The sequence below is a fragment of the Brenneria nigrifluens DSM 30175 = ATCC 13028 genome (assembly GCF_005484965.1).
In the GTDB taxonomy this organism is placed as follows: domain Bacteria; phylum Pseudomonadota; class Gammaproteobacteria; order Enterobacterales; family Enterobacteriaceae; genus Brenneria; species Brenneria nigrifluens.
Genome location: NZ_CP034036.1, coordinates 1835966 through 1859784 on the forward strand (window position 1 = coordinate 1835966; position 23819 = coordinate 1859784).

At 56.1% G+C, this 23819-nt stretch carries 22 protein-coding genes and 1 other RNA gene; 13 read left to right on the plus strand and 10 right to left on the minus strand.

Annotated elements, in window-relative coordinates; genetic code table 11:
• Nucleotides 1–24 precede the first annotated feature (24 nt).
• The 5 genes from nagK to EH206_RS08505 all read left to right on the plus strand — a co-directional run bounded on the left by nagK (nucleotide 25) and on the right by EH206_RS08505 (nucleotide 4765).
• Entirely contained in the window at nucleotides 25–942 is a 918-nt protein-coding gene (gene nagK / locus EH206_RS08480) for an N-acetylglucosamine kinase (protein ID WP_009112365.1), read from the plus strand.
• Nucleotides 943–953: 11 nt separating this feature from the next.
• On the plus strand, nucleotides 954–1784 hold the full coding sequence (gene cobB, locus EH206_RS08485; RefSeq protein WP_009112366.1) for a Sir2 family NAD+-dependent deacetylase: 831 nt from the start codon (nucleotides 954–956) through the stop codon (nucleotides 1782–1784).
• A gap of 447 nt (nucleotides 1785–2231) precedes the next feature.
• The gene (locus EH206_RS08495; RefSeq protein WP_009112367.1) at nucleotides 2232–3257 is read left to right on the plus strand and encodes a methionine ABC transporter ATP-binding protein; all 1026 of its coding nucleotides are present in this window, start codon (nucleotides 2232–2234) and stop codon (nucleotides 3255–3257) included.
• On the plus strand, nucleotides 3250–3918 hold the full coding sequence (locus EH206_RS08500; RefSeq protein ID WP_009112368.1) for a methionine ABC transporter permease: 669 nt from the start codon (nucleotides 3250–3252) through the stop codon (nucleotides 3916–3918). The genes EH206_RS08495 and EH206_RS08500 overlap by 8 nt, the downstream gene beginning before the upstream one ends.
• 43 nt (nucleotides 3919–3961) lie before the next feature.
• Nucleotides 3962–4765, plus strand: coding sequence for a MetQ/NlpA family ABC transporter substrate-binding protein (locus EH206_RS08505; protein ID WP_369750666.1), 804 nt, complete (start codon nucleotides 3962–3964; stop codon nucleotides 4763–4765).
• A 525-nt stretch (nucleotides 4766–5290) separates the two neighbouring features.
• On the opposite strand, the gene EH206_RS08515 is transcribed toward EH206_RS08505, so the two are convergent.
• Complete coding sequence (locus tag EH206_RS08515) at nucleotides 5291–5503, minus strand: hypothetical protein (protein ID WP_009112371.1); 213 nt, start codon at nucleotides 5501–5503, stop codon at nucleotides 5291–5293.
• Nucleotides 5504–5734: 231 nt separating this feature from the next.
• Here EH206_RS08515 and btuC point away from each other — a divergent pair, with 231 nt between their 5' ends.
• From btuC to EH206_RS08550, 7 genes are all read left to right on the plus strand, one after another.
• Entirely contained in the window at nucleotides 5735–6736 is a 1002-nt protein-coding gene (gene btuC, locus EH206_RS08520; RefSeq protein WP_009112372.1) for a vitamin B12 ABC transporter permease BtuC, read from the plus strand.
• A 64-nt stretch (nucleotides 6737–6800) separates the two neighbouring features.
• Nucleotides 6801–7352, plus strand: coding sequence for a glutathione peroxidase (locus EH206_RS08525; protein WP_009112373.1), 552 nt, complete (start codon nucleotides 6801–6803; stop codon nucleotides 7350–7352).
• Nucleotides 7353–7373: 21 nt separating this feature from the next.
• A complete protein-coding gene (gene btuD, locus EH206_RS08530) occupies nucleotides 7374–8129 on the plus strand; it encodes a vitamin B12 ABC transporter ATP-binding protein BtuD (RefSeq protein WP_009112374.1) in 756 nt (251 codons plus the stop codon).
• A gap of 132 nt (nucleotides 8130–8261) precedes the next feature.
• Nucleotides 8262–8732, plus strand: a complete 471-nt coding sequence (locus EH206_RS08535; protein ID WP_009112375.1) for a C40 family peptidase — start codon at nucleotides 8262–8264, stop codon at nucleotides 8730–8732.
• Nucleotides 8733–8761: 29 nt separating this feature from the next.
• Complete coding sequence (lplA, locus tag EH206_RS08540) at nucleotides 8762–9778, plus strand: lipoate--protein ligase (protein WP_009112376.1); 1017 nt, start codon at nucleotides 8762–8764, stop codon at nucleotides 9776–9778.
• A 97-nt stretch (nucleotides 9779–9875) separates the two neighbouring features.
• A complete protein-coding gene (locus EH206_RS08545; RefSeq protein ID WP_009112377.1) occupies nucleotides 9876–10601 on the plus strand; it encodes an EAL domain-containing protein in 726 nt (241 codons plus the stop codon).
• A gap of 107 nt (nucleotides 10602–10708) precedes the next feature.
• Nucleotides 10709–12160 carry a protein adenylyltransferase SelO gene (locus EH206_RS08550; protein WP_009112378.1) on the plus strand — a complete coding sequence of 484 codons (1452 nt, stop codon included), beginning with the start codon at nucleotides 10709–10711 and terminating at the stop codon, nucleotides 12158–12160.
• 33 nt (nucleotides 12161–12193) lie between these two features.
• Here EH206_RS08550 and EH206_RS08555 read toward each other — a convergent pair whose 3' ends face one another.
• From EH206_RS08555 to ppsR, 6 genes are all read right to left on the minus strand, one after another.
• A complete protein-coding gene (locus EH206_RS08555; protein ID WP_009112379.1) occupies nucleotides 12194–12991 on the minus strand; it encodes a heme ABC transporter ATP-binding protein in 798 nt (265 codons plus the stop codon).
• Nucleotides 12984–13988, minus strand: a complete 1005-nt coding sequence (locus tag EH206_RS08560; protein ID WP_009112380.1) for a FecCD family ABC transporter permease — start codon at nucleotides 13986–13988, stop codon at nucleotides 12984–12986. The genes EH206_RS08555 and EH206_RS08560 overlap by 8 nt, the downstream gene beginning before the upstream one ends.
• The gene (locus EH206_RS08565) at nucleotides 13985–14803 is read right to left on the minus strand and encodes a heme/hemin ABC transporter substrate-binding protein (protein WP_009112381.1); all 819 of its coding nucleotides are present in this window, start codon (nucleotides 14801–14803) and stop codon (nucleotides 13985–13987) included. The genes EH206_RS08560 and EH206_RS08565 overlap by 4 nt, the downstream gene beginning before the upstream one ends.
• A complete protein-coding gene (locus EH206_RS08570) occupies nucleotides 14800–15852 on the minus strand; it encodes a hemin-degrading factor (RefSeq protein ID WP_040343079.1) in 1053 nt (350 codons plus the stop codon). The genes EH206_RS08565 and EH206_RS08570 overlap by 4 nt, the downstream gene beginning before the upstream one ends.
• Nucleotides 15853–16014: 162 nt before the next feature.
• On the minus strand, nucleotides 16015–16968 hold the full coding sequence (locus EH206_RS08575; protein ID WP_136163889.1) for an alpha-amylase family glycosyl hydrolase: 954 nt from the start codon (nucleotides 16966–16968) through the stop codon (nucleotides 16015–16017).
• Nucleotides 16969–17341: 373 nt separating this feature from the next.
• Complete coding sequence (gene ppsR, locus EH206_RS08580; RefSeq protein WP_009112384.1) at nucleotides 17342–18163, minus strand: posphoenolpyruvate synthetase regulatory kinase/phosphorylase PpsR; 822 nt, start codon at nucleotides 18161–18163, stop codon at nucleotides 17342–17344.
• 288 nt (nucleotides 18164–18451) lie between these two features.
• Between ppsR and ppsA the strand changes: the two genes are divergently transcribed.
• The gene (gene ppsA, locus EH206_RS08585) at nucleotides 18452–20830 is read left to right on the plus strand and encodes a phosphoenolpyruvate synthase (protein WP_009112385.1); all 2379 of its coding nucleotides are present in this window, start codon (nucleotides 18452–18454) and stop codon (nucleotides 20828–20830) included.
• Between the two features lie 47 nt (nucleotides 20831–20877).
• Here the strand turns inward: ppsA and apbE are convergent, their stop codons facing one another.
• From apbE to ydiK, 3 genes are all read right to left on the minus strand, one after another.
• Nucleotides 20878–21924 carry an FAD:protein FMN transferase ApbE gene (apbE, locus tag EH206_RS08590; protein WP_009112386.1) on the minus strand — a complete coding sequence of 349 codons (1047 nt, stop codon included), beginning with the start codon at nucleotides 21922–21924 and terminating at the stop codon, nucleotides 20878–20880.
• Between the two features lie 134 nt (nucleotides 21925–22058).
• Nucleotides 22059–22165: antisense sRNA RprA (rprA, locus tag EH206_RS08595), an RNA gene on the minus strand.
• A gap of 249 nt (nucleotides 22166–22414) precedes the next feature.
• Entirely contained in the window at nucleotides 22415–23518 is a 1104-nt protein-coding gene (gene ydiK, locus EH206_RS08600; protein WP_009112387.1) for an AI-2E family transporter YdiK, read from the minus strand.
• Nucleotides 23519–23819 lie beyond the last annotated feature (301 nt).

Genomic DNA, 23819 nt, shown 5'->3' on the forward strand with positions numbered 1-23819 from the left:
GTCATCAACCAGTAAGGGGCGGTCATGTACTACTACGGTTTTGACATGGGCGGTACAAAGATCGCGCTGGGCGTATTTGATGCCGAACTGAACCAGATTTGGCACAAGCGGGTCGCCACGCCGCGCAACAGTTATGAAACCCTGCTCAATACCCTGGTTGAGCTGACCAGGGAGGCCGACGCGCAGACGGGAACGGAAGGTAAAATCGGCATCGGCGTGCCGGGCATGCAGACCGGCAATAACGGCGCCCTGTTTACCGCCAATCTGCCGGCGACCATGGGACGGCCGTTAGGGCAGGATCTGAGTCATCTATTACAGCGCGAGATCCGCATCAACAACGACGCCAACTGCTTTGTCCTCTCCGAGGCCTGGAATGCGGAATTCCGCGCCTACCCGGTGGTGCTGGGGATGATCCTGGGCACCGGCGTCGGCGGCGGCCTGGTGGTGAACGGCCGCCCGGCGGACGGGCGCAACGGCATCACCGGCGAGCTCGGCCATTTCCGCCTGCCGTGCGACGCGCTGGATATTCTCGGTGAGGACATCCCGCGCGTGAAATGCGGCTGCGGGCAGTCCGGCTGCATCGAAAACTATATTTCAGGCCGCGGCTTCGAGTGGCTGTACGCCCACTATTATCAACAGCCTCTGCCGGCCGTGACCATTATCCGCCACTATCGCGCGGGGGATGCCAATGCGCTGGCGTTCGTCGATCGCTTTATGGATCTGCTGGCGGCCTGTTTAGGCAATCTGTTGACCCTTATCGATCCCCACCTGCTGGTGCTGGGCGGCGGATTATCGAATTTCGATGAAATATATCAGATATTGCCCACGCGTTTGCCCGCGCGACTATTGCCGATTGCCAAACCGCCGCGCATCGAAAAGGCGCGCTATGGCGATGCGGGCGGCATTCGCGGCGCGGCTTTGCTACACTTAATGAATCAATAGCAGGAGCAGTTATGCATACGCATCAACGATTAGGACGCTTTCACAAAGGGAAACGTATGCGTCAGCAGCGTCTGCGTGCACGTATTTTTCATCGAGACTATCTGGCGGCAACCGAAGTGAAAAAACCACGAGTCGTTGTGTTAACCGGGGCGGGCGTTTCCGCGGAATCAGGCATCCGAACCTTTCGCGCGGCCGACGGCCTGTGGGAAGAGCACCGGGTTGAGGATGTCGCCACCCCGGAAGGTTTTCAGCGCAACCCCGAGCTGGTGCAGGCATTTTACAATGCCCGCCGTCGCCAGCTGCAGCAGCCGGAAATCGTGCCCAATGCGGCGCATTTGGCGCTGGCTAATCTGGAAACGCTGTTGGGGGATAATTTTTTACTTATCACGCAGAATATCGACAACCTGCACGAGCGCGCCGGCAGCCAGCGGATTATTCATATGCACGGCGAGTTGCTGAAGGTGCGTTGCTGCCAGAGCGGACAGATTGTTGACTGGCCGGGCGATCTCTCCGCCGACGAACGCTGTCACTGCTGCCAGTTTCCCGCGCCGTTGCGCCCGCATATCGTCTGGTTTGGCGAAATGCCGTTGGAAATGGAGCGCATTTATCAGGCGCTGGCGCAGGCCGACTATTTTATCGCCATCGGCACCTCGGGGCACGTCTATCCCGCCGCCGGGTTTGTGCATGAAGCGCATTCGCACGGCGCTTATACCATTGAGCTGAATCTTGAACCTAGCCAGGTGGAAAGCCAGTTTGATGAAAAAATCTATGGCCCGGCCGGCACGGTGGTGCCCGAATTCGTCAGCGCCTGGCTGACGCGACGGAAAAATATAGCATTTTGATCAGACCGTTAACAAAGTTCGTTATTAGGGAGAGCGTGGCGAGGGGTCGTAGCGGCGTAAGCCGCCGACAAATTTGCCGGGAGCAAATTTGAACAGCATTTATGCTGGCCCGCAGGGTGGGACACAAGGATGTGTCCCATAATAGCCCCTCGGTACGGTAGGCCCGGGTATCTCAAGCTTATAGACGAGTTTGTCCGTAATCTCATTTTAATGATTTCGTTTTCGTTGCCCCGCCTTTTATTCGATTAGCGAATAACTAATAAACTTTATATTATTTCCTTACATTGACTGGCTCGGTAGGATCTCTCCGAGCCAGGTCATTAACACATTCTTTCTTTTGCGGCCGGATAGGATCATGTGACGATATCGGCGCGATGAGTTTATTATAAAGTGTGATTTAACTCCTTAATAGTTAAGAAATAAAAAAATAATGGGATGTGCTTCATAATGATTACTCTCTCGAATGTCTCGAAAGTATTCGATAGTTCCACTGGCTCCATCCGCGCGGTAGAAGACGTAAGCCTGAGCGTTAAAACCGGGCAGATTTACGGCATCATCGGCTACAGCGGCGCCGGAAAAAGTACCCTGATTCGCCTGTTGAATGGCCTTGAAACCCCCACCGGCGGTTCGATTGTGGTTGACGGGCAGGATATCGCCAAAGCCAACAGCGCTGAGCTGCGCGCGGCGCGTTTGCGCATCAGCATGGTTTTCCAGCACTTTAATTTGCTGTGGTCGCGAACGGTAAGTGAAAATATTGCCTTTTCGATGCAGATCGCCGGGGTCAAAAAAGCGCAAATCAAGGCCAGAGTGGCGGAACTGGTCGCCCTGGTGGGGCTGCAGGACAGGGAAAACGCCTATCCTTCCCAGCTAAGCGGCGGACAAAAGCAGCGGGTGGGTATCGCCCGCGCATTGGCGAACAATCCTGTGGTGCTGCTGTGCGACGAAGCGACATCCGCGCTCGATCCGCAAACCACCGACGCTATTCTTGATTTGCTGCTGGATATCAACCGCAAGCTGAATCTGACCATCGTGCTGATCACCCATGAGATGCACGTGGTGCGAAAAATTTGTCAGCGCGTGGCGGTGATGGAAAACGGCCGCATCGTGGAGGAGGGCGCGGTGCTGGATGTTTTTACCCATCCTCAGCAGGCGATTACCCAGCAGTTTGTCAGCCAGGTGACGCAGTATGAAGAGGCGCAGGAGAGCTTTAATCCGCTGCTGGTGGAGTCGCTGTCCGGCGCGGTGGTCAAACTGACCTTTGTCGGGGTACAAACCCGGCAGCCGGTGATTTCGGAATTAATCCAGCGTTACGGTCTGACCGTTAATATTTTGCACGGGAAAATAACCCAAACGTTAAATGGCGCATTTGGCGAACTCTATGTTCACGTCGCAGGGAATGAGCAGCAGTTGGAAAACATGCTGGCATTGGTACAGGAAAGGAACATTACCGCCGAGGTGATTAAACATGCTTGAGACACTGTTCCCTCACCTGCAGGTCGACCGTCTGCTTGATGCGACTTATGAAACGATTTACATGACGGCCATCGCCGGGCTGGCGACCTTTGTGCTGGGGGTGATACTGGGCGTACTGCTGTTCCTTACCTCCCGCGGGCAGCTGTTGCAAAACCGTCTGGTGTACACGCTGGTTTCGGTGGTGGTAAACGTATTCCGTTCCATCCCGTTTATCATTTTGATCGTGCTGCTAATCCCGTTTACCCGGGTTATCGTCGGCACCATTTTAGGCGCCAACGCGGCCCTGCCGGCATTGATTATCGGCGCGGCGCCGTTTTACGCCCGCCTGGTGGAAATCGGCCTGCGCGAAGTGGATAAAGGGGTAATCGAGGCGGCCCGCTCGATGGGGGCCAGAATCAGTACCATCATTTTCAGGGTGCTACTGCCCGAGTCTTCACCGGCGCTGGTTTCCGGTATTACGGTAACGCTAATCGCGCTGGTGAGTTATACCGCTATGGCGGGTGTTATTGGGGCCGGAGGGCTGGGCAACCTGGCCTATCTGGAGGGTTTTCAACGCAATCACGGCGATGTGACGCTGGTGGCGACGATAATGATCCTGCTGCTGGTTTTCATTATCCAGTTTATCGGCGATACCGTAACGGCAATTCTTGATAAACGTTAATACTATAAAAGGAATGATGATGATGAAGACGCGTAAAATTTTAATGCTGGCTTATGCCTCTCTGACCGCACTGAGCGTGACCGCGTTTTCAGCGGTCGCGGACACCAAGCTGGTGGTGGGAGCCTCGAACGTTCCGCACGCCGAAATTCTTGAACAGGCGAAACCGATTCTGGCGAAAGAGGGCATAGACCTCCAGATCCAGCGATTTCAGGACTATATTCTGCCGAATACGGCGTTAGCCAGCCGTGATATCGACGCCAACTATTTCCAGCATGTTCCCTATCTGGAGAGCGTACTGAAGGATCACGCCGGCGATAAGAGCTACGATTTCGTCAATGCGGGGGCGATCCATATCGAACCGATCGGTATTTACTCCAAAAAGCACAAGAGCCTGCAGGATCTGCCGGAAAACGGCAAGCTCATCCTCGGCGACGCGGTGGCTGAAGAAGGACGTATCCTGTCCATCTTCGAAAAGGCGGGGGTGATTAAACTGAAGCCGGAGGTCAAGCGCGTTGACGCCCGTATCAGCGATATCGTCGAGAACCCGAAAAAGCTGCAATTCCTGCCGAGCGTAGAGCGCGGCCTGTTACCGCAGGTTTATGCCAATAACGAAGGGGATGCGGTGGTTATCAACGCCAACTACGCCATCGATGCGGGTCTGAATCCGACCAAAGATCCCATCGCGGTAGAGAGCGGCGAAGATAATCCGTACGCCAATATCATCACCGTCCGTCGCGGCGACGAAAACAAACCGGAGATTAAAGCGCTGGTCAAGGTTCTGCACTCCAAGGAGATACAGGACTTTATCAAACAGAAGTATGCCGGCGCGGTTATTCCGGTAAATTAATAATCTTTGCGATATGGATATAAAAAAGCGGAGCATCAGGCTCCGCTTTGCCATTGACAACCCCGGCCGGCCTCCCCCTTGTCACTGTCTCTTAGTCACATTTACTGTTAACGGTATATGTAAGCTCAGTGCAATTTCGTGCGCGAAAAGAAAGGGATTTTTATGCCACGTCCTAGCACGCGCCCGACTCAGGGCGCTCAAACGCCGCAGCCCTGAGAACCCAGGCTATCGGCTGAAATTATGCCGCTGCGCGGTGCCTTCGGCGCCCATGACCGCTATTCGAGCCACCAGTGACGGAATACTCGTCTCATCCCTGAGACTCGCTCTACCGGGCCAGCGCAAGCGCTGTTCAAAAACGCTCCCGACGTTTTTGTCCGACGCGGCACTGGTTTTCGCAGCATCCCTGCTGCTCACTCGGCGGTCAAGTTCACCTCAGCATAATTTCTTACGCCGGGTAACGGCAAAACCCGTCATGAACCCTTGCATTTGTGTATAAGAGACAGTTGTCAGGGGGAAGAGCTAACGTCATCCGTCAGGCGCAATCCGCTGCGCCGTTTTCTCCTGCTGCGTCGCAGTACCATCCGCACATTCATTGATCTGATCAACGGCGAACGTGGCCGAGTGATTAAAGAAACAGAACTCGCATTCATCGCAGCGGGCGTGGGAGGCGGCGGCTGATGGCGGGATATCGCGGGAACGCGATAGCCGTTGGATGGCACTGCGCAAAATCGTCAACATGGTCCTATATCCTCGCTGAAGCCTGTCGGGACGGTCGCCGGTCATCAATAAATGAGAGCTGTTCTCATACGACTAATCGTAGCCGATATTTTGTCAAGCGCGGAATGGCGAATGTCAATGTGCGTCAACGGGCGCCGCGTGACAATCAGGCGCGGAAGCGGCCGCTAAAATCGGTTACCATAGCGCAGACGCCTGTCGGGACAGGCGTCTTTCCTTTGTCGCGGATGGATTATGCAGCCTTTGAATTCGGGGTATACCCAGTTAAAACAGCGGCAGCGCGTGCGGGATCGCCGGCGGTTAATCCTGCTGTTCCTGCTGACGCTGTCGACGCTGACCATCGGCCTGTGCGCCGGCGAACGCTGGATTTGGCCGTTACACTGGCTGGATGAAAGCCAGCGCATCTTCGTCTGGCAGCTGCGTTTACCCAGAACCCTGGCGGTGATGCTGGTAGGGGCGAGTCTGGCGATGTGCGGCGCGGTGATGCAGGCCATTTTTGACAACCCGCTGGCCGAACCGGGGCTGCTGGGCGTCGCCAACGGCGCGGGCGTGGCGCTGGTGCTCAGCGTACTGCTGGGACAGGGCATGCTGCCGGTATGGGCGCTAAGCCTGAGCGCCATCGCCGGCGCGCTATTGATTACCTTTCTGCTGCTGCGCTTTGCCCGCCGCCACGTTTCCAACGCCCGTCTGCTGCTGATTGGCGTGGCGCTGGGCATTATCTGCAGCGCGGTCATGACCTGGGCGGTCTATTTCAGCACCAGCCTGGATTTGCGTCAGCTGATGTACTGGATGATGGGCGGATTCAGCGGAATAGACTGGCGGCACGGCTGGCTGATGCTGGCCCTGCTGCCGCTGATCCTGTGGCTGAGCCGCCGGGGAGAGGTGCTGAACGGGCTGGCGCTGGGGGAAATAGCGGCGCGCCAACTGGGCGTGTCGGTCTACCACTGGCGCAACCTGCTGGTGTGGGTGGTCGGCGCGCTGGTGGGGCTAAGCGTGGCGCTGGCGGGGGTGATCGGCTTTATCGGTTTGATTATTCCCCATATGCTGCGCCTGTGCGGGTTAACCGATCAGCGCTATCTATTAACCGGCTGCGCGCTGGCCGGCGGTTCGATTCTGATGCTGGCGGATACGCTGGCGCGCATCGCGCTGGCTTCCGCCGAGTTGCCGATTGGCGTGGTTACCGCTACGCTGGGAGCACCGTGGTTTATTTGGCTGTTGCTGCGCAACAGACTTTAGTGTTTTGCCGCGCGGACAAATAAGTGACGACCTCCCTTCTCGCAGGATAAAAAGGAACAAGACGATGAGTAATGAAATCTATGCTATTCCGCTGAAAACCATTACCGGGCAAGAGACGACGCTTGAGCCCTATCAGGGCAAGGTGGCGTTAATCGTCAACGTTGCCTCAAAGTGCGGGTTGACCAAACAGTACGACGCGCTGGAAAAAGTCTACCAAACCTATCGCGATAAGGGTTTTGTGGTGCTGGGATTCCCGTCGAACGAATTCGCCGGGCAGGAGCCGGGCAGTGAGGAAGAGATTCAGGCGTTTTGCCGCACAAATTTTGGCGTGCAGTTCCCGCTGTTCAGCAAAATCGAAGTCAACGGCGCCGGCCGTCATCCGCTGTACCAGCTTTTGATCCGCGAGCAGCCGGAAGCCGAGGGTTCGCTGCTGAGCCCTTTTTACGCTCGCCTGGTCAACAAAGGCCGCAAACCGGCGCATCCGGAAGATATCTTATGGAATTTTGAAAAATTCCTGGTTGCCCGCGATGGCAGCGTGATCGCGCGTTTCTCCCCCGATATCACCCCCGACGACGCGGTGATTATCAAGGCCATCGAAGCGGCGCTGGCAAAATAGTTGGCGCCGCACTCTGCACCCTTGTTGCAACTGCGGCAGGCGGGGGTTTTCCCCCGCCTGTATCCGGTTGACGCCGCCTGCTGTTCCGGCCGGCTGCTGCACGTTATCGGCCCCAACGGCGCGGGGAAAAGCACGTTGCTGTCCAGGATCGCGGGCATGCTGGCCGGCGAGGGGACGGTCTGTCTCTCCGGCCGGCCGCTGGAGGCGTGGTCCGCCCGGGATCTGGCGCGGTGCCGGGCTTACCTTGCCCAGCAGCAGCCTGCCGTATCGATGATGCCGGTGTTCCAATACTTACGCCTGCACCAGCCGCCGCTGGCCGATGAGGCGGTTATCGAAGGGGCCGTCGATTTTCTGGCCGCCCGGCTGATGCTGGCCGATAAACTGCCCCGCTCGCTGACCCGGCTTTCCGGCGGGGAGTGGCAGCGCGTCCGCCTGGCCGCCGCGTTATTGCAGATTTGGCCGCAGGCCAATCCCCACGGCCGCCTGCTGCTGCTGGATGAACCCGGCAACAGCCTGGATGTGGCGCAGCAGGTTGCGCTGGACGATCTGCTGCGGCTGCTTTGCCGGTCGGGATTGACGGTGATTGTCTGCTCCCACGATCTCAACCACAGTCTGCACCATGCCGACGATATCTGGCTAATGTCAGGCGGAAAACTGGTCGCCGCGGGAGAGACCGAGCAGGTTATGCAGCCGCAGACGCTGTCGTCCGTGTTCGGCGTCGATTTCCAGCGCTGCCGGGTTGACGGCCGCCACTGGCTGATACCCCGTCGCGCCTGACGTTCGGCGGCGGAAAACATCGCCTTTACTTGCCAGTTACGCCCTTTCAACGCTAAATTACATGCATATCATTCAGATAGTTATACTCCGCCGGTTTTCTGCATCAATCCGCGGATTTTCAGGTAAAAAAGCATGATACGTCTAAAGCAGCTATTGATGTTGGCAAGCCTGATACTGGTGGGGTGCGGCAGTCATCGCAATCCGCCGCCGGATGCGCGACTGAGCGATTCGATAATGGTGGTGGCGCAGTTGAACGATCAGCTGAATCAATGGTATCGCACGCCTTACCGCTATGGCGGTCTGGATCGTAACGGTATCGATTGTTCCGGCTTTGTCTACCTGACCTTTCGCGACCGCTTCGGCATCCGCCTGCCGCGCAGCACCGATGCGCAAACGGAAATAGGGGCACGCGTGGACCGCGACAGCCTGATGCCGGGCGACCTGGTGTTTTTCAAAACCGGCAGCGGCGGCAACGGTCTGCATGTGGGTATCTACGATAAAAACGACCAGTTTATCCACGCCTCCACCAGTCAGGGAGTCATCCGCTCATCGCTGGATAACGTCTATTGGAAGCGGGCATACTGGCAGGCCCGCCGTATCTGATTCGCCCTTGAGGGCGTCTATGGAGTCTTATGTCTTCTCTGCGTCTATTGCTCTCCGACTCTTTCGACCCGTGGTTTAATCTGGCGGTCGAAGAGTGCATCTTCCGGCAAATGCCGACCACGCAGCGGGTGCTGTTTTTATGGCGCAACGCGGAGACCGTGGTCATTGGCCGGGCGCAGAATCCGTGGAAAGAGTGTAATACGCGCCGCATGGCGCAAGACGGCATCAAACTGGCGCGGCGCAGCAGCGGGGGCGGGGCGGTATTTCACGATTTGGGCAATACCTGTTTCACCTTTATGGCGGGCAAGCCGGAATACGATAAAAGCGTTTCAACCCAAATCATCCTTAACGCGCTGGCGGCGCACGGGATTAACGCCAGCGCCTCCGGCCGTAACGATCTGGTGATTGATACGCCGGACGGCAGCCGAAAAATATCGGGTTCCGCCTACCGGGAAACCAAAGATCGCGGTTTTCATCATGGCACCCTGCTATTAAACGCCGATCTGAGTCGTTTAGCCGACTATCTTAATCCCGACGTGAAAAAATTACAGGCGAAGGGAATTACCTCGGTGCGTTCGCGGGTAGCCAATCTAATTGAGCTATTACCGACGCTTGATCATCAGCAAATATGCCGGTCGGTGATACAGGCCTTTTTTGATTATTACGCCGAACGCTGTGAGGCGGAAATTATTTCCCCCGCCGCCTTTCCGGATTTACCGGGATTCAGCGAGCAGTTTGCCCGCCAGAGCAGCTGGCAGTGGAATTTCGGACAGGCGCCGGATTTTAGCCATTTACTGGATACCCGTTTTGCCTGGGGAGGCGTTGAATTACATTTTGACGTTGAGCGCGGCGTAATTGTCCGCAGCCGGATTTTTACCGACAGTTTACAGCCGGCTCCGCTGGAAGCCCTGGCGGCGGCCCTGCGCGGTACGGCGTACCGACCGGAAAATATGGCGGGTATTTGTCAGCAATTGAGCGCGGAATTCCCGCAACAGCACCATGAATTACAGCAAATGGCCGCGTGGCTGGCGGCAGGCATTGAGTAATATACGGCGCTTCCGTTTTTCGGTTTCCTCTGAGTGAAAAATATACAGTACTGGTCTATAGATTAGGTTGCTAATTTTATTAGGCTATAGCTGCTGTATGCTTATCCGGCTGGAAGTGGACTATGTTAGTGAGTATGTTTTCTGGCCTATTTATAGCCTGGAAGGGCGCTTATTGGCGGTTGAAATGATCAGCCGGTTTAATAGCCGGTCCGGAAATCTGAGTATCCCGCCTGATATTCTTTTCAATGTGCTGAGTAAATCGCAAAAGCATGATTTTATTAAAGAACAGCTGGCATTTATAACAAACAATGCTGACTGGTTTATTGATAAGCGTATTCTGCTGGCGCTGAAAGTTGACGCTGATACGGTGGATTTTCTGTTAGCGTCAAAGACGGTGCGCAATGACATTACCAACCTGCCGTTCGTTCAGCTGGAAATTAATGAGCTCTTTCCTGATTTGATGCAGGGAAAAGAAAATACCCGTCTTTTGAGATTGAGCAAATCATTTGATCTGTGGCTGGATAACTTTGGTTCGGGAAAAAGCAACCTGAAACCGTTGCATGACGGCCTGCTTAGTACGCTGAAAATGGATCAGCATCTGGTGGAGCATCTATTATCCCGATCGTCGAACACGTTGATTATGGAGCCGTTATTACGGATCATTAAAAACTATTACCCGCGAGTGAGGGTTATCGTCAAAGGCATCGATACCGCGGATTGTCTGGCTAAAGTCAGTAATCTGAATATTAATGGACTGCAGGGAAATCTCTGGCCGGCGGTTCACTTAGATGAGCTGAAAACGCAGATTGATTTTTCTCGCTAAGCCTTATTTTTACCCCCTGGTTATTAGGCGCCGAAGAATATCCCCACAGTTGGATGGGTGTTAATTCCCCGATGGCCGCTCTACACTTTGCGGTAGAGGGGAAAAACATGCCGCAGAAACCATCGTTCATCAATCACTACCATCAACAGTTGCCGGGCTTCTACACCGAACTGCAACCGACGCCGCTGCAGGGCGCGCGTTTGCTCTATTACAGCCGCGGGCTGGCGGATGAGCTGGGGCTATCCGCGCAATGGTTTACCCGTCAGTATGACGCGGTGTGGCGCGGCGAGGCGCTGTTGCCGGGCATGAAGCCGCTGGCCCAGGCGTACAGCGGCCATCAGTTCGGCATGTGGGCGGGGCAACTGGGCGACGGGCGCGGCATTCTGCTGGGCGAACAGCAGTTGGCGGACGGCCGCAGCATGGACTGGCATCTTAAAGGCGCCGGGCTGACGCCCTATTCCCGCATGGGGGACGGGCGCGCGGTGCTGCGCTCGGTTATCCGCGAGTTTCTGGCGTCCGAAGCCATGCATCATCTGGGTATCCCGACGACGCGGGCGCTGACCATTGTCACCAGCGAGCAGGCGATAGCGCGCGAACGGGAAGAACCGGGGGCGATGCTGCTGCGCGTGGCGGAAAGCCATGTGCGCTTCGGCCACTTCGAACATTTCTATTATCGCCGCGAAGGCGAAAGGGTTCGCCAGTTGGCGGATTTCGTCATCGCCCGCCACTGGCCGCAGTGGCGGGATGACCCGCGGCGCTATGCGCTATGGCTCGGCGATGTGGTGGAGCGCACGGCGCGGCTGATTGCCCACTGGCAGAGCGTCGGCTTTGCCCACGGCGTGTTGAATACCGACAATATGTCCATCCTCGGCTTAACCATTGATTACGGACCGTTCGGCTTTCTGGATGATTACCAGCCGGACTATATCTGCAACCACTCCGACCATCAGGGACGTTACGCCTTTGATAATCAACCGGCGGTCGGGCTGTGGAATCTGCATCGTCTGGCGCAGTCGCTATCGGGGCTGATGGACACCGAGGAACTGGAAACGGCGCTGGCGCGTTATGAGCCGGCGCTGATGCAAAAATATGGCGAGCTGATGCGCGCCAAATTGGGGCTGTTTACCGCGGATGCCGAGGATAACGCGATTCTGGTGGAACTATTGCGCCTGATGCGGCAGGAGCGGCGCGACTATACCCGCACCTTCCGTCTGCTGGCCGACGGTGAAAAAAGCGACGCGCTTTCCCCGCTGCGCGATGAGTTTATCGATCGTCCGGCGTTCGATCGCTGGTTTGCGGCGTACCGTAAACGTTTGGCGCAGGAACCGCAGCATGACGCCGAGCGCCGGCAGCGAATGAAGGGCGCCAATCCCAACTATATTCTGCGCAACTATCTGGCGCAGCAGGCCATCGAACGGGCGGAAAAAGAGGATATCAGCGTGCTGGCCCGCCTGCATCAGGCGCTTTGCCGGCCCTATGAGGAGCAGCCGGAAATGGACGATCTGGCGGCGTTGCCGCCGGAGTGGGGCAAGCATCTCGAAATATCCTGCTCCAGTTGAAAACCGGTCGCTCCCTGAGTGACCGGCATTGGGCTACTGGCGCAGATGCACCTGCGGGATCGGGTAGTCGGGGTGCCGGCCGACGTTCAGGTCGGCCTGATACCAGCGGGTCAGTATTTCCGTTTGCAGCACCTGATGCGGCGAGCCTTGCGCCACCAGTTTCCCCTGATGCAGCAGCAGGATCCGGTCGGCGTACAGGGCGGCCAGATTAAGATCGTGCAGCACGCAGCAGACGGCCAGCGGCTGCTGCCGGGTCAGCTGTTTTAACAGGCGCAACAGATGCTGCTGATGGTAGAGATCCAGCGCCGAGGTGGGTTCGTCAAGGAACAGCCAGCCCGGCGTCGGCTGCGGGTGCCACAGCTGAGCCAGCACGCGGGCCAGCTGTACCCGCTGCTGTTCGCCGCCGGAGAGATGGCGGTAATCGCGATTCGCCAGATCCAAACAGCCGGTCTGCTCCATCACCCGGCGGATAATCTCATCATTCCGCCGGTCGCGTCCGTAAGGGGAGCGGCCCATGGCGACCACATCGCGTACGCTGAAGGCGAAAGCCAGTCCGCTGTGCTGACGCATCACCGCGCGGGTTTTCGCCAGCGCGCCTGGCGCCCAGTGGGAAAAGGGCTTACCGGCCAACAGACACTCCCCCTGATGCGGCGTCAAATACCCGGTCAACAGACGCAGCAGCGTGGACTTGCCCGCGCCGTTGGGGCCGATAATCGCCACGATTTCGCCGCAGTTCACCTCCAGCGAAACCTCCTCGGTGAGGTAGCGTCCGCCGATACGATAACTCAGATTATGGGCCACCAAGGCGTTATCCCGTCCGGCGCTATTCATTTCCGCGTCCTTTATGCTGCACGATCAGCCATAAAAAATAGGGGCCGCCAATCAGGCTGGTCAACAGCCCGACGGGCATCTCCGCCGGAGACAGCAGGGTACGCGCCAGGGTATCCGCCACCAGCAGCAGGCAGGCGCCCCCCAGTACCGAGCCGGGAATAAGCCAGCGGTGGTCGGCGCCCAGGTGCATGCGGATCAGATGAGGGATCACCAGCCCGATAAAACCGATCACCCCGCTGACGGCAACCGCCACGCCCACCAGCAGCGAGCTTAACAGCAACAGCGTATATTTGGTGCGCTTCACGTTAACGCCCAGATAGTGCGCCTCTTCGTCCCCCAGCTGTAACAGGTTTAAGCGTCGGGTCTGATACAGGGTGATCGCCATGGCGGGCAGCGTCAGCGTGGCCGCCACCAGCAGCATCGGCCATTGCGCCTGTCCCAGACTGCCCATGCCCCACAGTGAAAACTGACGCAGCTGCTGGTCGTTGCTGATATAGGTCAGCACGCCAACCACCGCGGCGCACAGGGCGTTAAGGGCGATGCCGGCCAGCAAGAGCCGCGTCAGTCCGCCCTGTTCGCTGCGGCTAAGGATAAAAATGATCGCGGTAATCGCCAGACTGCCGACGAAGGCCGCCAGCATCGGGCTGTAAAGCGACAGCAAGGGCGGCAGGCCGAGCGGCAGAACAATGGTCAGCGCCACGCACAGCGCCGCGCCGCTGCTGATCCCCAGCAGGCCGGGGTCGGCCAGCGGATTGCGAAACAGCCCCTGCATGATGCCCCCTGAACAGGCCAGCGCGCTGCCGACCAGAACGGCCAGCAGCACGCGGGGCAGGCGGATATGCAGCCAGATATGCCATAGCGGATCGTCCAGGGACGTCTGCCACAGCGTGTGAAACGATAGGTTGAGCGCGCCCAGGTTAGCCGCGCATATCATCAGCGCCAGCAGCAGCAACAGCAGCCCCGCCAGCCAATAACCGGGATGTAGCCGTGGCGTCATTTTATCTGTTCTGCGGCCTGACGCAGCGTGGCCATCAGCGCCGGCGTCTCCAGCGTAAAGCCGAGTATCGCCATGTCGTCAACCACCAGCAGACGGTTGTTTTTGCCCGCCGGCGTCAATGCCAGGCCCGGCAATTTCCAGATTTGCGCTTCGCCGCCCAGGCTCTTCAGCCCCTGAGTGGAGATCACAACCAGGTCGGGAGCGCTGGCGATCACCCCTTCCTGCGATAATGGCTGATAGCGTTGGCTGCCCTGCATGGCGTTGTGTAACCCGACGCTGCGGAAAATGGTATCGGCGGGGGTATTCTGCCCGGCCGCCATGGCCGTCATCCCGCCGTGGCTGAGGATAAAAAGCGCCTTAACCGGCAGCGGGGTGTCGGCGACCTTGTCCAACTGCTGGCGGTAAGCGTCAGTCAACGCCTTGCCTTGCGCCTCTTTATCTAACGCCTGGGCAATGACGTTAATCTTTTGCGGCACGGTTTCCAGCGCCGGTTTGGCCGGCACATTGATCACCCGGGTGCCGCTTTCCGCCACCTGCTGCAACACCAGCGAGGGCTGCGACAGTTCGCTGGCGATCACCAGCGAGGGCTTCATCGCCAGAATGCCCTCGGTATTCAGCTGGCGCATATAGCCCACGTCGGGAAGTCTGGCGGCGGCATCAGGATGCAGACTGGTGCTGTCTCTGGCGACCAGATCTTTTTCCGCGCCCAGCGCGTAGATGATTTCGGTGACGTCGCCGCCGACGGACACAATGCGTTCCGCGGCCGAAACGCTGAGCGGCAGGAGCGTCAACAACGGCAATAGCCAGTTTTTCATGCGGCAAGATCCTTACGTGGTTTCAGCGCGGCTATCTGCTCGCGCCACTGCTGCTGTTCGGCGGTGCCTTCGGTGCGCTGGCCGAATAATTGCGCGATTTGCGTACCGTCCGCGGCATACAGTTCCAGACTGGTCACGATACCGTCGGCGGTCGGTTTGCGCGTGACCCAGCTCTCGGCGATGGCGTTCTCAATCAGATGCAGCGTGAAATCCTGATTAAAGATATTAATCCATTCGGCATGCTGCTCCACCCGTTCCACGCGTTCGATTTTACCGGTAAAAATCTGCACGCAGCCGCGGTTGCCAACAAATACCATAATTTCATTCTGCGCGTCTTTGGCGGCGAACAGGATCTGTGATAGCGCATGGTTATCAACCTGATAAGCCAGGTCGTCGCTGACGGCGCGGAACGCCTGCTGGCGGGTGAGATTGTAGCGTTTCAGCAGGATAAAGAACTGGTGAACATCGGTCATCGCCCGCCAGTCGGCTTCGAATTCCGGGTTATGCTGCGCCGCCGGTACTGCTGCTGCGTCGGCGGCCGGCGGGCGGATCAGCAGCGCGGGGTTTTCGCCGCTGGCGAATGTCGCGATAACCTGCCGCCAGGCCTGACTGTCGGTGTCGTCGGTGGGGTAAACCTTCAGAATGGCGTCACCCTGATGGTCGAAAAACTGAATGCTTTCACGCTCTCCGCGCGGCGTGGTTTCGCGCAGGAAGAAGGCGGAAGCCCATGAGTGCAGAAATAGGCGTAAATCCAGTTCGCGCGGATTTAGGATCAGGCCGGCATGCCCGTCCAGATGCTGATTGCGATAATATCCGACGTGCTCATGAACGGCGTACTCATTGCGCGTAATCGACTTGGTCTTGCCAACCTGCTCCAGCGCGCCCAGCCAGCTTTTGGCGTCTCCTTGCAGGCGCTGCGCGTCATGCCCGACGCGCGCGTGCGTTAATTCCGCTTCGCTGATGCCGAGCAGGGCGGCCAGATCGCGGGCGTATTTACGCGGATGCGCAGTTTTAGCATCGAGGTATTGTTGGTAAAGTGAAGTCTGCATCATCGCTTCCTCATTCTTTGTCATAGTCACAGCATAGCCACATTGGTCAGAAATTAATGAGAATCATTTTCATGTAACAAAAAAGTTACATCAAGTGAAATTTTCTTAATCCATCAGGATGAAACGGCGACCGGGGCGGGGAAAATGCAGGCTGACGGCGAATTAATTCAGTTGATAAATACCTGACTGCCAGGGTTGCAGCTCCAGTTTGCCGGCATTGGTCCGCACCTGTTCCTTCATGCCGCTTTCCAGCAGGGTTTTCTTGATTGAGAACGACTCAGGCAGCGCATAGCTGACGGGCTGTTCCCAGAAATTTACCACGATAAGATATTTCTCGCCGTCCAGAATACGGGTATAAGCATAGACGTCGTTATTGTCGGGATCGAGATACTGATAAGCGCCGTAGATTAATGCCGGGGTGGCGCGCTGGGTTAACGCCATCGTGGCCAGCGCTTTGGCGGAAAGTTCGCGCCACTGCGCACGATCGTCACCGAAGTGCGACACCAAACGGGGATTATCGTGATTGTTCAGGAAGAAGGTATTCCAGCCATATTCGCCGGTCATGTTATTCAGACGGTTATTAATCTGACGAAATTGCGATAATTGCCACGTTTTCTTGCGCCATCTCTCCTCAGACGAGCGGTCAACGCGGATCAGATCGAATAGGTCGCTGCTATGGTTAACCACCACGTCGATCATCATATGCATGTCGCGTTTTTTCATCTCGGCTATCAGCAGCTCGAAATCTTCCATGGTGCCGTATTCGCGTATTATTTTGCGGTAGTCGCGGATATCGTAACCATTATCCACATTCGGCGAGTCATAGTGCGGATTAATCCAGATGCCGTTAACGCCGAGATCTTTTAAATAATCCAGTTTTTCGGTAATTCCTTTCAGGTCTCCGATGCCATCGCCATTGCTGTCTTTAAATGAACGAGGGTAAATCTGATAAAACACGGCCTCTTTCCACCAGGAAGGATGGACCGAAGCGCCATCGTTAATTGCCACAACGGATGAGCTCTCTATGCCGTTATCCTGAGACGATGCGCTGCATAAACCGGAGAAAGTCAAACTCGCCAGTAATATGGCGCTGAGTGTTAAACGTTTTTTTAGCATAATCATATAATAAATAGAGTTACTTATAATTGGTTTTTTTATGACGCTTAAATTATTAATCGCCATGCCGTTTTACATAGGGTGTCAGGCGCGAAGATGGAATTAATTGCTATAAAAACAATATAATGTAACCGCAATAAGTCATATGTCTTGACTTTGAATTGCGCACTTTACCGGGGAATTAATAATGGTCAACTTATAGTTTGCCGCGGTGATTTTATTGTGCGGGAAATAGCGTATCGAGGTGGGCTTAAAAATAAAAACTTAGCGGAATTATAATATTAAACTTATTTTTAAACCAAGGTAATAAAAAGCGCTCAAATAATAATTTGAGCTTTGAGTGACGGCGGCGCATTTTTGCTTGAACCGCCAATTAGTACATGCGCCGGCTCATACCAAGAATATCAATGACTCTGGCGGAAATTTCCTCAACCGAATAATTGGTGGTATTGATATATTTAATCTGGTGTTTGCGAAACAGTGCCTCGACCTCGTTCAACTCCATACGACACTGGCGCAGGGAAGCATAGCGGCTGTTGCCTATCCGTTCTTCACGAATGGCCGCCAGTCGCTCGGCGTCGATGGTCAGCCCGAACAGCTTGTGCTGGAAAGGTTTTAACGCTTCAGGCAACCGCAGGTTATCCATATCGTCGGCAATAAAGGGATAATTGGCGGCGCGGATACCGAACTGCATCGCCAGATAGAGACTGGTGGGCGTTTTGCCGCAGCGCGATACGCCAAGCAGGATGACCTGCGCCTGATCGAGATTGCGCAGTGAAATACCGTCGTCATGAGCCAGCGTATAGTCTATTGCGGCAATGCGCGCGTCATATTTACCCAGATTGTTGGCCGTCAGTCCATGGGTGCGGTTGGCGATGGGGGTGGGCGGAATATTGAGTTCTTCCTGTAAGGGAGCCACCAGCGCCTGCACGATATCCTGGCAGAACCCTTCGCTGCCGGTGATGATGTTGCGCACCGTCGGGGTGACGATAGAGTAAAAAACCAGCGGCCGCACGCCGCTCTGGTGATACAGGGTATTGATCTGCTCGCAAACGGCTTTGGCCCGCGCTTCACTCTCGACGAAAGGCAAGGTATAGCTGACGGTGTTCACCGGGAATTGCGACAGCACCGCATGGCCGAGCACTTCGGCGGTAATCGCCGTACCGTCCGAGACATAAAATACGTTTCTTTCCACGTAAACTCCTTAAATGTTTTTTGCCGCCCAATCTCATCAAAATTGTGTTTTGTAGATACTTTTATTAAAACAGCTTTTCATTATCTCCATGATAAAGATAATGAACTTTTACCATATTGGATTTTTAGCTCATTAACCAATTTTGAGCGATGAAATGGGGTTTTTTCCCAGGTTGATCGATTCACCTGTCAATACTTTATAAATCGCTATGCTACGCTGATTAGGTTGAGACTGATTCTTGACTGAATATTTCCATACCCTAAATTGTATGCAGAAAGGATTTTTTCGATGTCCAATAACGGCCCTGATTTGCGTAATGTCCTCTGGTATAACCAGCTTGGTATGCACGACGTTGAGCGGGTGGGGGGCAAAAATGCCTCTCTGGGTGAGATGATCACCAACCTTTCCGAACTGGGCGTTGCCGTTCCCAATGGTTTTGCGACAACGGCGCAGGCGTTTAATGATTTTCTTAACCAAAGCGGTATCAATCAGCGTATCTATGAATTGCTGGATCATACCGACATTGACGATGTGAACCAACTGGCGAAAGCGGGAACGCAAATCCGCCAGTGGATTATCGATACCCCTTTCCAGCCGGCGCTTGAGCAGGCGATCCGCGCTGCGTACCAGCAGTTGGCCGAGGGGGAGAAAGACGCCTCCTTTGCCGTGCGTTCTTCCGCCACCGCGGAAGATATGCCCGATGCGTCCTTTGCCGGACAGCAGGAAACCTTCCTCAACGTTCAGGGCATTGAGGCGGTGATGACCGCCGTGAAGCACGTCTTTGCCTCTCTGTTTAACGATCGCGCCATTTCCTATCGCGTTCATCAGGGATACGACCACCGCGGCGTCGCGCTGTCGGCGGGGGTTCAGCGCATGGTGCGCTCCGATCTGGCCGCCGCCGGGGTGATGTTCACCATCGATACGGAGTCCGGCTTTGATCAGGTGGTGTTTATTACCTCCGCCTATGGTCTGGGCGAGATGGTGGTGCAAGGGGCGGTGAACCCGGATGAGTTTTACGTGCATAAACCCACCCTGCGCGACAACCGGCCGGCCATTGTGCGCCGTAATATGGGGTCGAAAAAAATCCGCATGGTATACGCCGCCAGCCAGGAGCACGGCAAGCAGGTGCGGATCGAGGATGTACCCGAGCAGCAGCGTGCCCGCTTCAGCCTGAGCGATGATGAAGTACAGGCGTTGGCGCGTCAGGCGCTGCTGATTGAGCAACACTACGGCCGGCCGATGGATATCGAATGGGCGAAGGACGGTCACAGCGGCAAGCTGTACATCGTTCAGGCGCGTCCGGAAACCGTGCGTTCCAACGGGCAGGTGATGGAGCGCTATCATCTGCCGGCAGGGGGCGAGGTGCTGGTTGAGGGCCGGGCCATCGGGCATCGCATTGGCGCCGGCGAGGTAAAAGTCATTCAGAACATCAGTGAAATGCACCTGATTAATGCCGGCGACGTGCTGGTTACCGATATGACCGACCCCGACTGGGAACCGATCATGAAGAAAGCGGCCGCCATCGTGACCAACCGCGGCGGGCGCACCTGCCATGCGGCGATTATTGCCCGCGAGCTGGGGATCCCGGCGGTGGTGGGCTGCGGAGACGCCACCGAACGGCTGACAAACGCCCAGAAGGTGACCGTCTCCTGCGCGGAGGGCGATACCGGCTATGTTTACCACGACCTGCTGGATTTCACGGTGAAAAGCTCGCAGATTGATGCGATGCCGGACCTGCCGCTGAAAATCATGATGAACGTCGGTAATCCCGATCGCGCGTTCGATTTCGCCTGTTTGCCGAACGAGGGCGTCGGGCTGGCCCGTCTGGAATTTATCATCAACCGGATGATTGGCGTGCATCCCCGCGCGCTGCTGGAGTTCGACCAGCAGACCCCGGAGCTGCAGAGTGAAATCAAAGCGCTGATGAATGGCTATGACGATCCGGTGGAGTTCTATATTGCCCGGCTGACGGAAGGCATTGCGACCCTGGGCGCGGCGTTCTCGCCGAAACGGGTGATCGTACGGCTGTCCGATTTTAAATCCAACGAGTATGCCAATCTGGTGGGCGGCGCGCGCTACGAACCGCAGGAGGAAAACCCGATGCTCGGCTTCCGCGGGGCGGGGCGCTATGTTTCCCCGGATTTCAAAGCCTGCTTTGCGCTGGAATGCGCGGCGGTGAAGCGCGTTCGCAACGATATGGGGCTGAAGAACGTGGAGATTATGATCCCGTTCGTACGTACCGTGGCGCAGGCGGAAGCGGTAATCGACGAGCTGGCGCGCCAGGGGCTGCGGCGTGGGGAAGACGGACTGAAGATCATCATGATGTGCGAGATCCCCTCCAACGCGCTGCTGGCGGAGGAGTTTCTGGCTCACTTTGACGGCTTCTCCATCGGTTCCAACGACATGACCCAGTTGGCGCTGGGGCTGGATCGGGATTCCGGCGTGGTCTCCGAGCTGTTTGACGAACGCAACGATGCCGTCAAGGCATTGCTGTCAATGGCGATCAAGGCGGCGAAGAAACAGGGTAAATACGTGGGTATCTGCGGCCAGGGTCCTTCGGACCACGAAGATTTCGCCCTCTGGCTGATGGAGCAGGGCATCGATAGCCTGTCCCTCAACCCGGATACCGTGGTGCAGACCTGGCTGAATCTGGCCGAACACCAGTAACCCGGTAAAATAATGCGCCCGGTAACGCTTGTTTACCGGGCGTTTTTTTAGCGGGCGATAAGAAAGGATTTGAACTGCGGCGTCATTACGGCGCTGAAGCCTTTATCGGTTTTGGTGATTAAGTAAACCGCCAGTCCCTCCTGCTGCGCCAGTTTTAACGCTTTTTCCGTGCCCAGCACCATTAACCCGGTGTCCCAGCCGTCAGCCTCCAGCGCCGTTGGCGCGATAACGCTAACCGAAACCAACTGATGGGTGATGGGTTTGCCGCTCGCCGGATCGATAACATGGGAATAGCGTTTGCCGTCCTGTTCAAAGTAATTGCGGTAGCTGCCGGAGGTGCTGATGGCGTATCCCTGTAAATCGACCGCCGCCTGAATGGCGTTTTCCCGATCGGTCGGTTTCTGGATCGCCACGCGCCAGGGGACGCCATCGGCATTGACCCCCCGGCTGGATATTGCTCCGCCCACGGAAACCAGATAGTTGGCGATGCCTTTGCGCAGCATCAATTGCGCCAGAACGTCGGCGCCGTAGCCTTCCCCCAGCGTCGACAGATCGACATAGAGGTCGGGGAGATCTTTTTGCAGCCATTCGCCGCGTTGATCGCTGAGCAGCCGAAGATGGCTTAACCCGACGTTCTGCCGGGCCAGATCGATCTGCTGCTGGCTGGGGATCTGCGTGGGCTGTTTTTGCGGACCGAATCCCCACAGATTGACCAGCGGCCCGACGGTAATATCCATGGCGCCGTCGGTTGCTCTGCCGATACGCTGCGCCGCCAGAATAATGTCCGCCATGCCGTTGCTGACGGGTCGGGGCTCGCCGCCGCGATATTGATTGAATCGCGATAGCGTCGAGTCGTTACGGTAGGTGGAAATCTCGTCATTGGCCTGCTCCAGCAAGCCATCGATCTCCTGCTGCAGCCGTTCCTTGCTTTCCGCCACTTCGCCGCTGATTTTGACGCTATAGAAAGTGCCCATGGTTTTTCCCTCAATGGTCAGCAGCGGACGAGGGGCGGCGACCTGGGGGGCGCTATCGCAGGCCGTAAGCAGGCAGAGCACACAACCAACAAGTAGTAATCCCCTGGCGAGATTAGTCATGAAAAAACTCCCAAGAATAAAGCAAGGCGCTAACAAATAAAGCAAAGTGCGAGAAATGCAAATAGCAGATTAACAAAAACCTGGCCGACCGCAATTTATGGCGAGAAAAGCGATGGGGCGGCCTGAAGGAAGAGACAAAAAAAAGCCCACCTCAGGGGATGGGCAAAGACTACACACAGCAATTCGTTACTAACTTTGACGAGGAGAAAACCTCATTGACAAACAGTAGGTTAAAGCTAGCTTTAAAATCTATGCTAGAGATTATGCTAAGCCGAGTCATTAAGAATCATCCTAATGGTTAATTATTTTTTAAGGATTGAGAAAGAGGTAGGTTATTACTGCAATAAAATTACACCGATAATCTGAAATAAGCAAAATTTTTAGGAATAGTCCCGCAAAAACCAGCGTTAATCATTAGATTTTTTTATTTATTGTGAGGTGGTAGCCACGGAAGATCTCTTTCGTGGCCGCCGCTATTGCATGGTGCCGCCTACTTTTTGTCGGTGTCCTGCTCAAGAGGAACGATATTTCCCGGTTCGGGAATTTCCTCCATCCAGGCGAAAATCAGCCGGTAGGATACGGCAAGTACCACCGGTCCGATAAACAACCCGATCATACCGAAAGCCAGCAATCCGCCAATTACGCCGCACAGGATTAACAGCAGCGGCAGGTCGGCCCCCAGGCGAATCAGCACCGGGCGGATAAAGTTATCGATGGTGCCGACCACGCAGCTCAGGACCAGCAGTACCGTTCCCCAGGTGGTGTCTCCGCTCCAGTAGAGCCAGATAATGGCGGGGATCAGTACCGGGAGCGGGCCCAACTGCACCAGGCAGAACAGAAACATCAGCACCGTCAGCAAGGTGGTGTACGGAATGCCGGAGATGAACAGCCCAAGGCCACCCAGCAGCGACTGAACGATGGCGGTCACCACCACGCCCAGCGCCACGGCGCGAATGGACTGCGCCGCCAGGATCACCGCGGTATCGCCGCGCTCCTGCCCGAGGCGGATAGCGAAATGGCGCACCGCTTTGGCGACGGCTTCCCCTTTATAGTAAAGCAGCGCGCTGAATAACAGCATCAGGGCGCAGTGCACCAGGAAGCGGCCGACGTGCGCGGCCTGCGCCACCAGCCAGGTGGCGGTTTTGCCCGCATAGGGCTGAATTTTGGAAAACAGGCCGCTGCCGCTGCTTTGCAGCAAGGTTTGCCAACCGCTGAACAGTTTGTCTCCCACCAGCGGAATAGAGGTCAGCCACTCCAACTGCGGCAGCGAGAAATTTTCCTGGCTGGCTCCCCAGCGCATCAGCGCCGAACTGTTGTCGATGGCGCTACTGACCAGTACGGCAATCGGCAACACGAACAGCAGAATCAGCAGCAACGTCATGGCAAGAACGGCCAGGGAACGTCGCCCCCAAAGCAGATGCTGAAGCTTAATCATCAGCGGCCAGGTCGCGATGACCACCATAGAGGCCCAGGCAAACCCCAGAATAAAGGGTTGCACCACCCAAAAGCAGGCGATGATCATAATGGCGATAAACAGCAGGCTAAATAATATTCTGGCCAGGTCGAAACGCTGTTGTTGAGATTTTCTTATCAATGAATAATACCTCGGTAAGTAGACATAATGTCTGAAAGCAACGCCGCTTTGGCAAGGCGATGAAAGCGGCAATGATTTATCATGAGATATTTCCGCCGTTTTTAACAGTCCGTTGAACAGATTGTTGGTCAAAGGGTGTAAACCCGTTACGCCGTGTGTTTTTTATCGATTCAGCGGCGCGGCCGCGTGAAATATGATAAAACGTGATAAGTCTGATGGTCGGATAAACGGACGGCTGGATTACAGGGATGGTTGGCGCAAATCGTTTCATCACAGACACCTAACGTCATATTGGCAAACA

What these genes read in the sequence shown, in the direction of transcription:
- nagK (WP_009112365.1), top strand. Translation starts at nt 25, where the DNA reads ATGTACTACTACGGTTTTGACATGGGCGGTACAAAGATCGCGCTGGGC.
- cobB (WP_009112366.1), top strand. Translation starts at nt 954, where the DNA reads ATGCATACGCATCAACGATTAGGACGCTTTCACAAAGGGAAACGTATG.
- EH206_RS08495 (WP_009112367.1), top strand. Translation starts at nt 2,232, where the DNA reads ATGATTACTCTCTCGAATGTCTCGAAAGTATTCGATAGTTCCACTGGC.
- EH206_RS08500 (WP_009112368.1), top strand. Translation starts at nt 3,250, where the DNA reads ATGCTTGAGACACTGTTCCCTCACCTGCAGGTCGACCGTCTGCTTGAT.
- EH206_RS08505 (WP_369750666.1), top strand. Translation starts at nt 3,962, where the DNA reads ATGCTGGCTTATGCCTCTCTGACCGCACTGAGCGTGACCGCGTTTTCA.
- EH206_RS08515 (WP_009112371.1), bottom strand. Translation starts at nt 5,503, where the DNA reads ATGTTGACGATTTTGCGCAGTGCCATCCAACGGCTATCGCGTTCCCGC.
- btuC (WP_009112372.1), top strand. Translation starts at nt 5,735, where the DNA reads ATGCAGCCTTTGAATTCGGGGTATACCCAGTTAAAACAGCGGCAGCGC.
- EH206_RS08525 (WP_009112373.1), top strand. Translation starts at nt 6,801, where the DNA reads ATGAGTAATGAAATCTATGCTATTCCGCTGAAAACCATTACCGGGCAA.
- EH206_RS08535 (WP_009112375.1), top strand. Translation starts at nt 8,262, where the DNA reads ATGATACGTCTAAAGCAGCTATTGATGTTGGCAAGCCTGATACTGGTG.
- lplA (WP_009112376.1), top strand. Translation starts at nt 8,762, where the DNA reads ATGTCTTCTCTGCGTCTATTGCTCTCCGACTCTTTCGACCCGTGGTTT.
- EH206_RS08545 (WP_009112377.1), top strand. Translation starts at nt 9,876, where the DNA reads ATGCTTATCCGGCTGGAAGTGGACTATGTTAGTGAGTATGTTTTCTGG.
- EH206_RS08550 (WP_009112378.1), top strand. Translation starts at nt 10,709, where the DNA reads ATGCCGCAGAAACCATCGTTCATCAATCACTACCATCAACAGTTGCCG.
- EH206_RS08555 (WP_009112379.1), bottom strand. Translation starts at nt 12,991, where the DNA reads ATGAATAGCGCCGGACGGGATAACGCCTTGGTGGCCCATAATCTGAGT.
- EH206_RS08560 (WP_009112380.1), bottom strand. Translation starts at nt 13,988, where the DNA reads ATGACGCCACGGCTACATCCCGGTTATTGGCTGGCGGGGCTGCTGTTG.
- EH206_RS08565 (WP_009112381.1), bottom strand. Translation starts at nt 14,803, where the DNA reads ATGAAAAACTGGCTATTGCCGTTGTTGACGCTCCTGCCGCTCAGCGTT.
- EH206_RS08570 (WP_040343079.1), bottom strand. Translation starts at nt 15,852, where the DNA reads ATGCAGACTTCACTTTACCAACAATACCTCGATGCTAAAACTGCGCAT.
- EH206_RS08575 (WP_136163889.1), bottom strand. Translation starts at nt 16,968, where the DNA reads ATGCTAAAAAAACGTTTAACACTCAGCGCCATATTACTGGCGAGTTTG.
- ppsA (WP_009112385.1), top strand. Translation starts at nt 18,452, where the DNA reads ATGTCCAATAACGGCCCTGATTTGCGTAATGTCCTCTGGTATAACCAG.
- apbE (WP_009112386.1), bottom strand. Translation starts at nt 21,924, where the DNA reads ATGACTAATCTCGCCAGGGGATTACTACTTGTTGGTTGTGTGCTCTGC.